Source organism: Pseudomonas sp. PGPPP4 (genome assembly GCF_002256045.1).
Taxonomy (GTDB): domain Bacteria; phylum Pseudomonadota; class Gammaproteobacteria; order Pseudomonadales; family Pseudomonadaceae; genus Chryseomonas; species Chryseomonas oryzihabitans.
The window spans coordinates 77,923-91,066 of record NZ_NKID01000013.1 but is presented as its reverse complement, the minus strand read 5'-3'; the positions used below and the strand labels follow the sequence as shown (position 1 = coordinate 91,066).

9 protein-coding genes are annotated in these 13,144 nt (G+C 66.5%); 2 read left to right on the top strand and 7 right to left on the bottom strand.

Features of this window, described 5'->3' with window-relative positions; genetic code table 11:
- From CFE50_RS20010 to cysZ, 4 genes are all read right to left on the bottom strand, one after another.
- Window positions 1–142, bottom strand: a 142-nt coding sequence (locus tag CFE50_RS20010) for a hypothetical protein (RefSeq protein WP_286736749.1), incomplete at its 3' end; no start/stop codon positions are given.
- Between the two features lie 51 nt (window positions 143–193).
- A complete protein-coding gene (locus CFE50_RS20005) occupies window positions 194–1,342 on the bottom strand; it encodes an iron-containing alcohol dehydrogenase (protein WP_286737031.1) in 1,149 nt (382 codons plus the stop codon).
- Window positions 1,343–1,504: 162 nt separating this feature from the next.
- Complete coding sequence (locus CFE50_RS20000) at window positions 1,505–2,857, bottom strand: sigma-54 interaction domain-containing protein (protein ID WP_140220573.1); 1,353 nt, start codon at window positions 2,855–2,857, stop codon at window positions 1,505–1,507.
- 46 nt (window positions 2,858–2,903) lie between these two features.
- Window positions 2,904–3,659 (bottom strand): sulfate transporter CysZ, encoded by a 756-nt coding sequence (gene cysZ, locus CFE50_RS19995; protein WP_286737028.1) that lies wholly within the window; start codon window positions 3,657–3,659, stop codon window positions 2,904–2,906.
- 300 nt (window positions 3,660–3,959) lie between these two features.
- Here cysZ and trxB point away from each other — a divergent pair, with 300 nt between their 5' ends.
- Window positions 3,960–4,934, top strand: coding sequence for a thioredoxin-disulfide reductase (gene trxB / locus CFE50_RS19990; RefSeq protein WP_027598439.1), 975 nt, complete (start codon window positions 3,960–3,962; stop codon window positions 4,932–4,934).
- Between the two features lie 212 nt (window positions 4,935–5,146).
- Here the strand turns inward: trxB and glyA are convergent, their stop codons facing one another.
- Both glyA and CFE50_RS19980 read right to left on the bottom strand, forming a co-directional pair.
- Complete coding sequence (gene glyA, locus CFE50_RS19985) at window positions 5,147–6,400, bottom strand: serine hydroxymethyltransferase (RefSeq protein WP_286737027.1); 1,254 nt, start codon at window positions 6,398–6,400, stop codon at window positions 5,147–5,149.
- Window positions 6,401–6,523: 123 nt separating this feature from the next.
- Window positions 6,524–10,717 carry a sensor domain-containing protein gene (locus CFE50_RS19980; RefSeq protein WP_286737024.1) on the bottom strand — a complete coding sequence of 1,398 codons (4,194 nt, stop codon included), beginning with the start codon at window positions 10,715–10,717 and terminating at the stop codon, window positions 6,524–6,526.
- A 211-nt stretch (window positions 10,718–10,928) separates the two neighbouring features.
- On the opposite strand from CFE50_RS19980, the gene ettA reads away from it, so the two are divergent.
- Window positions 10,929–12,593: an energy-dependent translational throttle protein EttA gene (ettA, locus tag CFE50_RS19975; RefSeq protein ID WP_007162716.1), complete on the top strand. Its 1,665-nt coding sequence runs from the start codon at window positions 10,929–10,931 to the stop codon at window positions 12,591–12,593.
- A gap of 107 nt (window positions 12,594–12,700) precedes the next feature.
- On the opposite strand, the gene CFE50_RS19970 is transcribed toward ettA, so the two are convergent.
- Window positions 12,701–13,129, bottom strand: coding sequence for a TOBE domain-containing protein (locus tag CFE50_RS19970; protein ID WP_241807602.1), 429 nt, complete (start codon window positions 13,127–13,129; stop codon window positions 12,701–12,703).
- Window positions 13,130–13,144 lie beyond the last annotated feature (15 nt).

Here is a 13,144-nt window from a genome sequence, read left to right as displayed (position 1 = left end):
CGCGGCCGAGCTTGGGAATGGTGCCCAGGGTCTCGCCGGTGGCCGGGTTGTCCACGCTGACGGTGGCGCCGCTGTCGGCGTCGATCCAGGCACCGTCGACATAGGCTTGCTGGCGAAACAGGGAAGCATCTTTGAGCTGCATTAGGGGCTCCTTGGCAAGGGACGAGCGGGCGGCACGGGGCCGCCGACGGCATCAGTAGGCAGCGCGGTAGATCTGCTCGATGTCGCTCACGCTGAGCTTGCGCGGGTTGTTGCGCATCAGGCGATCGATCTTGCTGGCCTCTTCGGCCATGGCCGGAATGGCCTCTTCCGGCACCGCGAAGTCGCGCATTCCCTTGGGGATCTCCACGGCGGCGCAAAGGGCGCGCATGGCCGCCACCGCCACCTCCGCAGCCTCCCGGTCGGACAGGCCGGTCACCGTCTCGCCCATGGCCTCGGCGATGTCGCGGAAGCGCTCCAGGCAAGCCAGCTTGTTCCAGGCCATTACGTGGGGCAGCAGCAGCGCATTGCTCACCCCATGGGCGATGTTGAAACGTCCGCCCAGGGGATAGGCCAGGGCATGCACGGCGGCGACCCCGGCATTGCCGAAGGCCATGCCGGCCATCAGGCTGGCGTTGGCCATGTCTTCACGAGCCTGCAGGTGGTCGGGATTGGCATAGGCCTTGGGCAGGGCCTGGCTGATCAGGCGGATCGCGCCGAGGGCCAGGGCATCGGTGATCGCCGAGGCGTTCAGCGACAGATAGGCCTCGATGGCATGCACCAGAGCGTCGACGCCACTGGCCGCCGTTACCCCGCGCGGGCAGGTCAGGGTCATCAGCGGACTGACCAGGGCCACATCGGGCAGCAGGAAATCCGAGGCTATGCCTTTCTTGAGGTGGGCCTGCTTGTCGGACAGCACCGCGACGTTGGTCACCTCGGAGCCGGTCCCGGCGGTGGTGGGAATGGCGATCAGCGGCGGACCCTTGCGCTTGACCTGATCGGTGCCGAACAGCGTTTCGAGCGGGCCGTCATGGTTGACGTAAGCGGCAACGCTCTTGGCGATGTCGATGGCGCTACCGCCGCCGACCCCGATCAGGCCGTCGTAGCCGCCCTCGCGATAGACCTGGGTGCAGTCCTCGGCGATGGCGATCTCCGGTTCGGGCTGGACCCGGTCGTAGACCCCGTAGCCACGGCCCTCCAGGCGCTGGATCACATGCTCGACCGTGCCCGAGCGCAACAGAACGGCATCGGTGACGATCAGCGGATGGTGGATGTTCAGGCGGCTCAATTCGAGCGGCAGACGGTCCAGTGCCTCGGTGCCGGTCAGCAACCGGCCGGCGATACGGAAGGCGGAAAGGGACATGGGATACCTGCTTGTTCTTGTGGGTGGTCTCCCGGTCATAGCCAAAGCCGTGCCACTACTGCGCAAGCCGCGCCAGCCCTGGCCAGGCGGGTGCCAGAGCGGATCGCCACCCGTAGTTGGCGAATCGTTTCCCAATCGCCACGACCGGCTTTGATCGGAAAGCTAATCGCGCTCCCAGCGCTTCATCTTCTGCACCACCGTCGCCTGGCTGATACCCAGGGCCTTGGCCGCCAGCCGAGTGGTCTTGAAGCGTTGCAGGGCCTGGCCGATGGCCTGGCGCTCGGTGCGTTCGAGCAGGCGGCGCAGGCTGAGTGGATTGGTGTCGTCCTGCAGCGGGGCCTGGCATTCGCTGGGTAGGTCGAGGCTGCCGATCTGCTCGCCCACGCAGAGGGCGACCAGCCGCTCCACCACGTTGATCAACTCGCGGATGTTGCCCGGCCAGGCGTACTGTTCGAGCAGCTCCAGGGCCTCCAGGCTCCAGTGCAATTGCCGGCCATGGCGCTGGTTGAAATGTGCCAGGTAATGCTCCAGCAGCGGACGGATCTCATCGCGCCGCTCGCGCAGGGGCGGAATGCAAAGCGGTACCACGTTGAGGCGGTAGAAGAGATCGGCGCGGAATTGGCCCGCCGCGACCATGCGCTGGAGATCCCGGTGCGTGGCGCTGATGATCCGCACATCGACCTCCTTGAGTTCGAGACCGCCCACCGGGATGAAGCGGCCTTCCTCCAGCACCTTGAGCAGCTTGACCTGCAAGGCCAGCGGCAGGTCGCCGATCTCGTCGAGGAACAGCGTGCCGTGGTTCGCCAGCTCCAGCAGGCCGCGCTTACCCTTGCTCGAAGCGCCGGTGAAGGCCCCCGGCGCATAGCCGAACAGCTCGGCCTCGACCAGGGGCTCCGGCAGGGCGCCGCAATTGAGCGACAGGAAGGGCTCGGCGGCGCGGCTGCTCTGGTTGTGGATGAACTGGGCCACCAGGGTCTTGCCCACCCCCGTCTCGCCCTGCAGCAATACCCGCACATCGCGCCCAGCGACCCGATAGGCCAGGTCGAACAGCTCATCGGTGGCCACGCCGGCGTTCAGCAGCGAGGAGGGTAGCTGGCGCGCATGGAGTTGCGCCGTGCTGTGGCGCAGCTGCTTGAGTTGCTGCAGTTCATCTCGCTCATGCTTCATGCGCAGCAACTCGGTCATGTCGCGCACGGTGCTGATGACATAGCGGATCTCGCCGCTGGCGGCAAAGATCGGCGAGGCACTGACCAGCAATTGCTTGCCGTTGACCAGGCGCTGCATCAGGGAGAAGGGCTGCCCCTCCGCGATCACCTTGAGCGAGGCCGAGCGCGAGATCACCCCCTCACGCACCAGATCCTGCATCCAGCGCCCGACCAGTTGGCTGCCGTCCAATCCGGTGAGGCGTTCGTAGGCCCGGTTGACCTTGAGGGTGCGACCCTCGTGGTCGGTGATGTAGACGCCATCATGCAGGGCGTCCAGCAGTTCGGCGAAGCCTGGATCGTTGAAATCCATACAGCGCTCCTCGTTTGGCCAAGGCCTGCCCAGCAGGGCGAAAGGCTCAGGCGCCGGCTTGCGGCAAGGCCTTGTTGCCTTCTTCCCGTACCCAGAACAGCGTCGCCCCGGCCACCGCGGCGGGCATGAACAAGGCGTTCAGGCCGGGTACCAGCAGCGCCAGGTAGGTCACCCCGCCAAAGCCCAGGCAGCGCAGGCGGCGGGTGCGCAGCCAGGCGAGCATGGCGCGGAAATCCAGCTTGTGGTTGTCGGCGGGGAAGTCGATGTACTGCACCGCCATCATCCAGACGCCGAACAGGATCCACAGCGGCGCGGCGACCAGGTTGAGGCCGGGGATGAAGGTCAGCACCAATAGGCCCAGGGCGCGCGGCAAGTAGTAGCCCAGCTTGCGCAGTTCGCGCTGCAGGGTGCGCGGCACCATGGTGACCAGTTCGGTGAGATTGAACGGCGGGAAGTCGTCCTGGCCGCGCACCATGACCTCGACCTTTTCCGCCAGAAAGCCGTTGAAGGGCGCCGCCACCAGGTTGGCCAGCATCGTGAAGGTAAAGAAGATGATCGCCAGCAGCAGGAGCACGAACAGCGGCCAGAGCAGCCATTCGACGAAGCTCGCCCAGGTCGGCAGGCTCGGCATCAGCTGCTCCAGCCAACCCTCGAAGCCGCGCACGGCAAAGGTGAGAATGGCGGCGTAGAGCAGCAGGTTGATGGTCAGCGGGATGACCACGAAGCGGCGCATGCCGGGGCGGGTCACCAGGCGCAGCCCTTCGGCGAAGTAGGCGGAGCCGGACAGCGGAGCGACAGCCATGAAGATTCCTGACAGGTGGCGGGAAGGCACAGCTTACCTCAGGGCTCTCTGGCCGAAGCGGTCGACATAGGCGCGCCCTATGGTCTGGATTTAGAATGGTCGCTTCTGTGGAGGGGCGGCACCCGGTACGCTGAGCCCCATCCCTGGACCCGGTGTCCGCCTATCGGCGCCGGTCGCGCCGTCGCCAGGAGCGACCGGCGCTTGCGGAACGGTTCCGCACGCACACCGGCCGGCATGCCCACAGGGCGCGCCGGCCACTCTACTCTTAGGTCTGCCGGAGACCCCGGCAGGGAGAATGTCATGTCTGAAGTCAGCAACTCGCGCCATTCGCGCCTCATCATCCTCGGATCCGGTCCGGCCGGTTACACGGCCGCGGTCTATGCCGCCCGTGCCAACCTCAAGCCGCTCTTGATCACCGGCATGCAGATGGGCGGCCAGCTGACCACCACCACCGAGGTCGACAACTGGCCGGGCGATCCCCACGACCTGACCGGTCCGGCGCTGATGGAGCGGATGCGCGAGCACGCCGAGCGCTTCGAGACCGAGATCGTCTTCGATCACATCAATGCTGTGGACTTTGGCGGCAAGCCCTACACCCTCAAGGGTGACAGCGCTACCTACACCTGCGACGCCCTGATCATCGCCACCGGCGCCAGCGCCCGCTACCTGGGCCTGGCCAGCGAAGAGGCCTTCATGGGCAAGGGCGTGTCCGCCTGCGCCACCTGCGACGGCTTCTTCTATCGCAACCGCGAGGTGGCGGTGGTCGGCGGCGGCAACACCGCGGTCGAGGAAGCCCTGTACCTCGCCAACATCGCCAGCAAGGTGACCCTGATCCACCGTCGCGAGACCTTCCGCGCCGAGAAGATCCTGCAGGACAAGCTGCGCGCCCGGGTCGCCGAAGGCAAGATGGCGCTCAAGCTCAACGCCAGCGTCGACGAGGTGCTGGGTGACAACATGGGCGTCACCGGCGTGCGCATCAAGAACAACGACGGCAGCAGCGAAGAGCTGCAGGTGGCCGGTCTGTTCGTCGCCATCGGCCATACCCCCAACACCGGGTTGTTCGAAGGCCAGCTGGAGACCCACGACGGCTACCTGGTGGTGAAGGGCGGTCGCGAGGCCAATGCCACCGCCACCAACGTGCCGGGTGTGTTCGCCGCCGGCGACGTGGCCGACCACACCTACCGCCAGGCCATCACCTCGGCCGGCGCCGGCTGCATGGCGGCGCTGGACGCCGAGCGCTACCTGGACGGCCTGGGCGATCTGCAGGTCCTCTAAGGCCTGATCGACGCCTGACAACGAAAAACCCCGGCACTGGCCGGGGTTTTTCGTTTTCGGAGGCTTCCAGCGTACGGCAAGAGCTGGCTTGGCTGCCTTGGCGACCCTTCTGGAAAGGCAAAGAGCCCCGGCCGATTGGTCGGGGCTCTTTTCTTGGTGGTTCCCTCACCCCGGCCCTCTCCCAGGGGGAGAGGGGGAAAGCAGGTGAAACCTTAGCGACCGTACACCGGCAGGCGGGCGCAGACGGCCTTGACCTTTTCACGGACGGCGTCGATCACCGCTTCGTCGCCCATGTTGCCGAGGATGTCGCAGATCCAGCCGGCCAGTTCGCGGCACTCGGCTTCCTGGAAGCCACGGGTGGTGACGGCCGGGGTACCGATGCGCAGGCCGGAGGTGACGAAGGGCGAGCGCGGATCGTTCGGCACCGAGTTCTTGTTCACGGTGATGAAGGCGCGACCCAGGGCGGCGTCCGCGTCCTTGCCGGTGATTTCCTGCTTGATCAGGCTGAGCAGGAACAGGTGGTTGTCGGTGCCGCCGGAAACGACGTCGAAGCCACGCTCGATGAACACGCCGGCCATGGCCTGGGCGTTCTTGATCACCTGCTGCTGGTAGGTCTTGAACTCGGGCTGCAGGGCTTCCTTGAAGCACACGGCCTTGCCGGCGATGACGTGCATCAGCGGGCCGCCCTGGGCACCGGGGAAGACCGCCGAGTTGAGCTTCTTCTCGATGGCTTCGTTGGCCTTGGCCAGGATCAGGCCGCCACGCGGACCGCGCAGGGTCTTGTGGGTGGTGCTGGTGACCACGTCGGCGAAGGGCACCGGATTCGGGTAGACACCCGCGGCGACCAAGCCGGCGAAATGGGCCATGTCGACGAACAGGTAGGCACCCACGGCATCGGCGATGGCGCGGAAGCGGGCGAAGTCCAGCACCTGGGAGTAGGCGGAGTAGCCGGCGACGATGACCTTGGGCTTGTGCTCCTGGGCCAGGCGCTCGACCTCGGCGTAGTCGATCAGGCCCTGCTCGTCGATGCCGTACTGGACGGCGTTGTACAGCTTGCCGGAAGAGGACACGGTGGCGCCGTGGGTCAGGTGGCCGCCGTGAGCCAGGCTCATGCCGAGGATGGTGTCACCGGCTTCGATCAGCGCCAGGTACACGGCCGAGTTGGCCTGGGAGCCGGAGTGCGGCTGGACATTGGCGTAGTCGGCGCCGAACAGCTGCTTGGCGCGGTCGATGGCCAGTTGCTCGACCACGTCGACGTATTCGCAGCCGCCATAGTAGCGCTTGTGGGGATAGCCTTCGGCGTACTTGTTGGTCAGCACGCTGCCCTGGGCTTCCATGACCGCCGGGCTGGTGTAGTTTTCCGAAGCGATCAGCTCGATGTGATCTTCCTGACGCTGGGCTTCCTGCTGCATGGCGGCATACAGGTCGGCGTCGAAGCGGGCGAGGGTGGTTTCACGGCTGAACATGGCGGCAGGGTCCCCTGAGGCATGGCGAAGAGCGAGCCCGATCGGGCTCGTGAGGGGTAGTATTCTACCCCATCGCGGGAACTCTGAGGTATGAGCGCCGGTCATGCGGTGGCGCCATCGGTCTCATGTCAGGACCGGAAACAGCCCCTGGTGCTCCAGCCGTTCGCGCAGCAGATCCGGCGGCAGCGGACGGTCGAAGAGGAAGCCCTGCACCTCGTCGCAGCCATGGGTGCGCAGGAATTCCAGTTGCGCCGGTTCCTCGACGCCCTCGGCGATCACCGAGAGATTGAGGCTGTGGGCCATGGCGATGATGGCCCGGGCGATCTGCGCATCCTGCTCGCCGTGGGGCAGGCCGTCGACGAAGCTGCGGTCGATCTTGAGGATGTCGATGGGGAACTGCTTGAGGTAGTTGAGCGAGGAATAGCCGGTGCCGAAGTCATCCACCGCGATGCACAGGCCCAGGCTCTTGAGTTCGCCGAGCAGTTGCAGGGCCTCGCCGACGTCGCGCATCAGGATGCTCTCGGTCAGTTCCAGCTCCAGGCAGGCCGGCGCCAGGCCGGTCTCGGCGAGGATCGCGGCGATGCGCTGGCCGAGCTGGCCGTCGCTGAACTGCCGCGCGGAGAGATTCACCGAGACCTTGGGAATGCGCACCCTGGCCGCGTGCCATTCGCGCATCTGCCGGCAGGCCTCGCGAATCACCCAGTCCCCGACCTGGACCACCAGGCCGATCTCTTCCAGCACCGGGATGAATTCCGCCGGCGAGACGTGGCCGCGCACCGGATGCTCCCAGCGCAACAGGGCCTCGACCCCGGTCAGGCGCCGGTTGTCGCAGCGGTACTGCGGCTGGTAGTGCAGGCGGAATTCGCCCTGCAGCAGGGCGTGCCGCAGATCGGCTTCCAGTTCCAGGCGTTCCAGGGCGCGGGCGTTCATCTCGGCCTGGTAGAACTGGAAGTTGTTCTTGCCCATCTCCTTGGCGTGGTACATGGCGGTGTCGGCGTTCTTCATCAGCTGGCTGAGCTCATGGCCGTCCTGCGGCGAGAGGGCGATGCCGATGCTGGCGGAGACGAAGAATTCGCGGCCTTCGAGCACGAATGCCTCGGACAGCTGGGTAAGGATCTGCTCGCCGACGCGGATCGCCTGGGCCAGGGCGACCTCGCGGGTTTCCAGGCCGGACAGCAGCAGGGTGAATTCGTCGCCGCCCATGCGCGCCACGCTGTCCTCGGTGCCGACGCAGGCGGTCAGGCGCATGGCCACCTCCTTGAGCAGACGGTCGCCGGCGGCGTGGCCGAGGCTGTCGTTGATCGGCTTGAAGCGGTCGAGGTCGAGGAACATCAGCACCACCCAGCTGCCGTTGTGGCGACTCTGCTGCAGGGCATTGTGCAGGCGGTCCTGGAACAGGGTGCGGTTGGGCAGCAGGGTCAGGGCGTCGTAGTAGGCCAGGCGATGGATGCGTCTTTCGCTGGCCTTGCGCTCGCTGATGTCGACGAAGAAGCAGACATAGCTCATCAGGTCGCCGTCGTCGTCGCGGATGGCGGTGATGCCGACCCAGGAGGGATAGGGCTCGTTGTCGTGCCGGCGCTGCCAGAGTTCGCCTTCCCAGCTCTCCTCGGTGCGCAGCTGCTGCATCACATGCTGCAGCTGGTTGGCTTCCTGCTTGTCGGCGCAGAGCATCATCGGTTGCTGGTCGAACACCTCTTCGGGGCTGAAGCCGGTGATGCGGGTGAAGGTCCGGTTGACCCGCACGATGTAGCCCGCCGGGTCGGTGACCAGAATGGCGCCGGCCGAGTGGTCGAACACCGTGGCCGCCATGCGCATGTCCTTGTCCGTGCGGCGTTGGGCGGAGATGTCGCGGCATATACCGAGCAGGCCGGCGAAGCGCTCGTGGTCGTCCCACAGCGGCTTGAGGCGCAGCTCGATCTGCAGGGTATGCCCCTGGGCGTGCAGACAGTCCAGCACCAGGGGCGCGAAGTGCTCGCGGCGCAACTCGGCCAGGGCGCGCGGATCGTCGAGGCTGCGCAGCAGCCGTTGCAGGGTGCGCCGGACCTCCTGTAGCTGGCGCGAATGTACCACCAGCTCGGCCAGGGGGCGCTGCTGCAACTCGGCGAGCGGATAGCCGAGCAACTCCTCGACCGAGGGGCTGAGGTAGTTGAGCACCAGCTGGGCATCGGTGGTGAAGATGACGTCGCTGATGCTTTCCGCCAGTTGCCGATAGCGATTCTCGCTGTCACGCAGCCGTTCGCTGGCCCGCACCATGTCGGTGACATCCAGGGCCAGGCCGACCACGCTCGCCGCGCTGCCGTCCGCCGCGCTGGTGAGGCGCTGTTCGCGTACATCGAACCAGCGCCAGCCGCCGTTGCGATGCTGCCAGCGCAGGAGGCTGTTGCTGGGCTGGTTGGACAGCGTCGGCCGCATGCTCAGCACCCGGGCATGTAGTTCGACATCGTCCGGGTGCAGGCGCGCCTGGCCGAGGCTGGCGAAGGCCTCCGGCGGATAGCCCAGCTTGAGCGCCAGGGAATGACTCTCGTAGGTCAGCTCGCCGCTGGCCACGTCGTAGGTGTAGAGGGTGTCGGGGATGGCGCTGATCAGGTTGGACCAGAAGCTGTCGCGCTCGAGCAGGCGCAATTCGCCGAGCTTGCGCTGGGTGATGTCGGTGAGGCTCAGCAGGGTGGCATCGAGGTGCTGGGGATCGCTCGGCAGGTGCATGCTTAGCCACAGGTGGCGGTCACCCTCGGCGGTGCTGATGCAGGTCTCGAGCTCCAGCACCTGCTGGCCGGAGAGCAGGCCGGCCAGCAGACGATAGCGCTTGCCGCCGAGCTGCACGCGGGAGTCGCCCACCAATCGCTCCCAGGCCTGGTCGAGGTGACTGATACCGAGCATTTCCAGGGCGCGCTGGTTGATCTCGGTGATGCGCACCTGGCGACCCAAGGTGTCCAGCACATCGGGCTGGCGGGCGAACAACTCCGCCAGCTGCTCGGGGCGCTCCAGCCCAAGGTCGCGCATCCGGGGCCAGATGGCGCTCAGATCGACCACGCAGATGCCGGTGTGCACCCCGTTGAAGATGCTTTCGTAGCGCTGCCGAGTGGTCTGGATGGTCTCCAGGTTGCGCTGCTGCTCGGTAACGTCGCGCAGCACCCAGACGTAGCCGTCCTGGGTCTGGGTGCGGTCGCGCAGGACGCGCGCGCTGGGCTGGCTGTCCGCCAGGGCATGGCAGCTGACCGCGAAGCGGCGGGGCTGGCCTTCCACCGTCAGGGCGACCAGGGCGCCGCTGTCCCGCTCGGCGGGCGTCAGGGCCACTACCTCGGGCAACAGACTGGCGAGGAAGAACTGCTGGGCGTCATCGGCGGCGATGCCCAGCAGGCGGGCGGCGGTAGCGTTGACATGGACCAGGCGACCGTCGGCCTGGGTCATGCATACAGCTTCCTCGATGCCGTTGAGGGCGATGCCGGCCAGGCGCAGGCCGCGTCGCGAGGCAAGGGTCAGGGCGCGCAGGCCGCGTTCTTCGCGCAGCAGCAGGTAGAGCAGGATGACCGCCACCAGGCCGGACAGGCTGAACAGCGCCAGGCGGCCGAAGGAGGCTCCCAGCAGGGTGGTGCCCATGTCTTCGGTGGGATGGCTGCCCACCACCTGCCAATCGCTGTAGGCCAGCGCCTGGCGTACTTCATCGCTGCTGTCCGCCGCCGGGATCGCCCCGCCGCGAAACAGCAGGGTGCCCTGGGCGCGATCTTCCAGGCGCCAGTCGAGGCCCGACGGCACCCGGGTGGGTCGCCATAGGGGTTCGAGCAGGGGGGCGCTGGTCAGCACCCACCAGCCGTCCTGCAATTGCGGATCGCCGGCCAGCAGCACATAGAGGGGGGCGGCAGTGGCCTGGGCGTGGTAGCCGTAGCGGAAGTCGGCCTGACCGGCGCGCTCAATCAGCTGCTGGATGAAGGCGGCGTCCGGCGAGTCACCCAGGCGTGCAGCGCGCAGGGTGGCGTTGGCCGGCAGCCAGCGCACCTGCTGCAGGCCGGGAAAGAAGTCCTTGAGGCTGAGCAGCAGATTGGGGGCCAGCGGCAGGGTGGGGTCCAGCGACCAGCGCAGGGTGGTGCGTACCGCCTGGGCCTTGAGCGCCAGGCCGAATTCGACGGTGTTGGCCAGTTGTCGGGTCAGACCATCCAGCTGTTCGCGCCGCAGGGCCTCGCGCTCGGCCACGCTGGCGAAGGCCTGCCAGAACATCAGGGCCAGCATGGCCACTAGCGAAAGGACGAGCAGGCCGCGGGTGAGGCGTCGCGAGGCGGGGGCGAGCGGCTCTTCCGGCAGCGTGGAGGGCGGGCTGTTCACGACGGACTGCGTTCCTGCAGAGGCGATGGCCATTCGGCTGCGCCCGATTCCGCGGGGCAGGGATGGCCTATGATAAAGCGGCAGACGATCTCTCCGCCGGTTTTTTCCAGGTGCTTACCGCGTGCGCTTTCGTCGCCCGGGGTTTCGACAGCGTTCGCTGCTGACGCCATACTGTGTCCCCTGTTTTTCATTCCGGTCCCAAGGTCCCACCATGGCTCAATACGTCTACACCATGCATCGGGTCGGCAAGGTCGTGCCGCCCAAGCGTGAAATCCTCAAGAACATCTCCCTGTCGTTCTTTCCCGGCGCCAAGATCGGCGTGCTCGGTCTGAACGGTGCGGGTAAATCGACGCTGCTGCGTATCATGGCCGGCGTCGATACCGAGATCGAAGGTGAAGCGCGTCCGATGCCCGGTATCAATGTGGGTTATCTGCCGCAGGAACCGAAACTTGATCCCGAGCAGACGGTTCGTGAAGTGGTCGAGGAAGCGGTCGGCCAGATCAAGCAGGCCCAGGCTCGCCTGGACGAGGTCTATGCCGCCTACGCCGAGCCGGATGCCGACTTCGACGCCCTGGCCGCCGAGCAGGCCAAGCTGGAAGCCATCCTCCAGGCCGCCGACGGCCACAATCTGGACCGCCAGCTGGAAGTCGCCGCCGATGCCCTGCGCCTGCCGGCCTGGGACGCCAAGGTCGGCGTGCTCTCCGGTGGCGAGAAGCGCCGCGTGGCGCTGTGCCGCCTGCTGCTGTCGGCCCCCGACATGCTGCTGTTGGACGAACCCACCAACCACCTGGACGCCGACTCGGTGGCCTGGCTGGAGCACTTCCTCCACGATTTCCCTGGCACTGTGGTGGCCATCACCCACGACCGCTACTTCCTCGACAACGTCGCCGGCTGGATCCTGGAACTGGACCGTGGCCAGGGCATCCCCTTCGAGGGCAACTACTCCGGCTGGCTGGAATCCAAGGCCGCGCGCCTGACCCAGGAAGCCAAGCAGGAAGCCGCCCACGCCAAGGCCATGAAGGCCGAACTGGAATGGGTGCGCTCCGGTGCCAAGGCCCGCCAGTCCAAGTCCAAGGCCCGTCTGCAGCGCTTCGAGGAAATGCAGTCCCAGGAATTCCAGAAGCGCAGCGAGACCAACGAGATCTACATCCCCGCCGGCCAGCGCCTGGGCGACAAGGTCATCGAGTTCAAGAACGTCAGCAAGGGCTACGGCGATCGCCTGCTGATCGACGACCTGAGCTTCGTGGTGCCCAAGGGCGCCATCGTCGGCGTCATCGGCGGCAACGGCGCGGGCAAGTCGACCCTGTTCCGCATGATCATGGGCAAGGAGCAGCCGGACTCGGGCAGCATCGAGATCGGCGATACCGTGCAACTGGCCAGCGTCGACCAGAGCCGCGAGAACCTGTCCGACACCAAGACCGTCTGGGAGCAGGTCTCCGACGGCTCCGACGTGATCAAGATCGGCAACTACGAGGTGCCCTCGCGCAGCTACGTGGGTCGCTTCAACTTCAAGGGCGCCGACCAGCAGAAGTTCGTCAAGGACCTCTCCGGCGGTGAGCGCGGTCGTCTGCACCTGGCGCTGACCCTCAAGCAAGGCGGCAACGTGCTGCTGCTGGACGAACCCTCCAACGACCTGGACGTGGAAACCCTGCGCGCCCTGGAAGACGCCCTGCTGGACTTCCCCGGCGCGGCCATCGTGATCTCCCACGATCGCTGGTTCCTCGACCGCATCGCCACCCACATCCTCTCCTACGAGGATGACTCCAACGTGGTCTTCTTCGAAGGCAACTACACCGAGTACGAAGCCGATCGCAAGAAGCGCCTGGGCGAGGCCGCGGCCCAGCCCAAGCGGGTCAAGTACAAGAAGCTGGCCTAAGCGCCAAGCGAAACGCCGGCCGGGAAACCTGCCGGCGTTTTCTTTTGTCTCACGCTATATACTTGATGCTATAACGCCCTGGCGGATCGGCTCCGCTGCCCCAAGGATCAGGCCGGGACACCCAGGATCACATGAGACGCCTTGAACACTGCCGTGGCGGCCACGCCCGGAGCCAGCTGCAGTTCCTGCACCGCGTCGCGGGTGACCATGGCCACCACGCGGCTGCCACCGGGCAGCGCGATGACGACCTCGGCATTGACCGCGCCATCGCTGACGCGCTCGACCGTGCCGGCCAGGCAATTGCGCGCCGACAGGCGCAGCCCGCTAGCGGCGCTCATCACCATCACCCAGGGTGCCTTGACCAGGGCCACGGCCGGCTTGCCCGGCGCCAGGTCCAGGCTCTTCACGCTGTCGAGGGTGACCACGGCCACCAGCTCGGTACCGCCGGTCAGGGCCAGGGTCACCTCTGCATTCACCGCGCCTTCGCGGACCTGGCTGACGATTCCCTGGAAAACATTGCGGGCACTGACCTTCATGGACTTTCGCTCCTT

What these genes read in the sequence shown, in the direction of transcription:
- CFE50_RS20005 (WP_286737031.1), bottom strand. Translation starts at nt 1,342, where the DNA reads ATGTCCCTTTCCGCCTTCCGTATCGCCGGCCGGTTGCTGACCGGCACC.
- CFE50_RS20000 (WP_140220573.1), bottom strand. Translation starts at nt 2,857, where the DNA reads ATGGATTTCAACGATCCAGGCTTCGCCGAACTGCTGGACGCCCTGCAT.
- cysZ (WP_286737028.1), bottom strand. Translation starts at nt 3,659, where the DNA reads ATGGCTGTCGCTCCGCTGTCCGGCTCCGCCTACTTCGCCGAAGGGCTG.
- trxB (WP_027598439.1), top strand. Translation starts at nt 3,960, where the DNA reads ATGTCTGAAGTCAGCAACTCGCGCCATTCGCGCCTCATCATCCTCGGA.
- glyA (WP_286737027.1), bottom strand. Translation starts at nt 6,400, where the DNA reads ATGTTCAGCCGTGAAACCACCCTCGCCCGCTTCGACGCCGACCTGTAT.
- ettA (WP_007162716.1), top strand. Translation starts at nt 10,929, where the DNA reads ATGGCTCAATACGTCTACACCATGCATCGGGTCGGCAAGGTCGTGCCG.
- CFE50_RS19970 (WP_241807602.1), bottom strand. Translation starts at nt 13,129, where the DNA reads ATGAAGGTCAGTGCCCGCAATGTTTTCCAGGGAATCGTCAGCCAGGTC.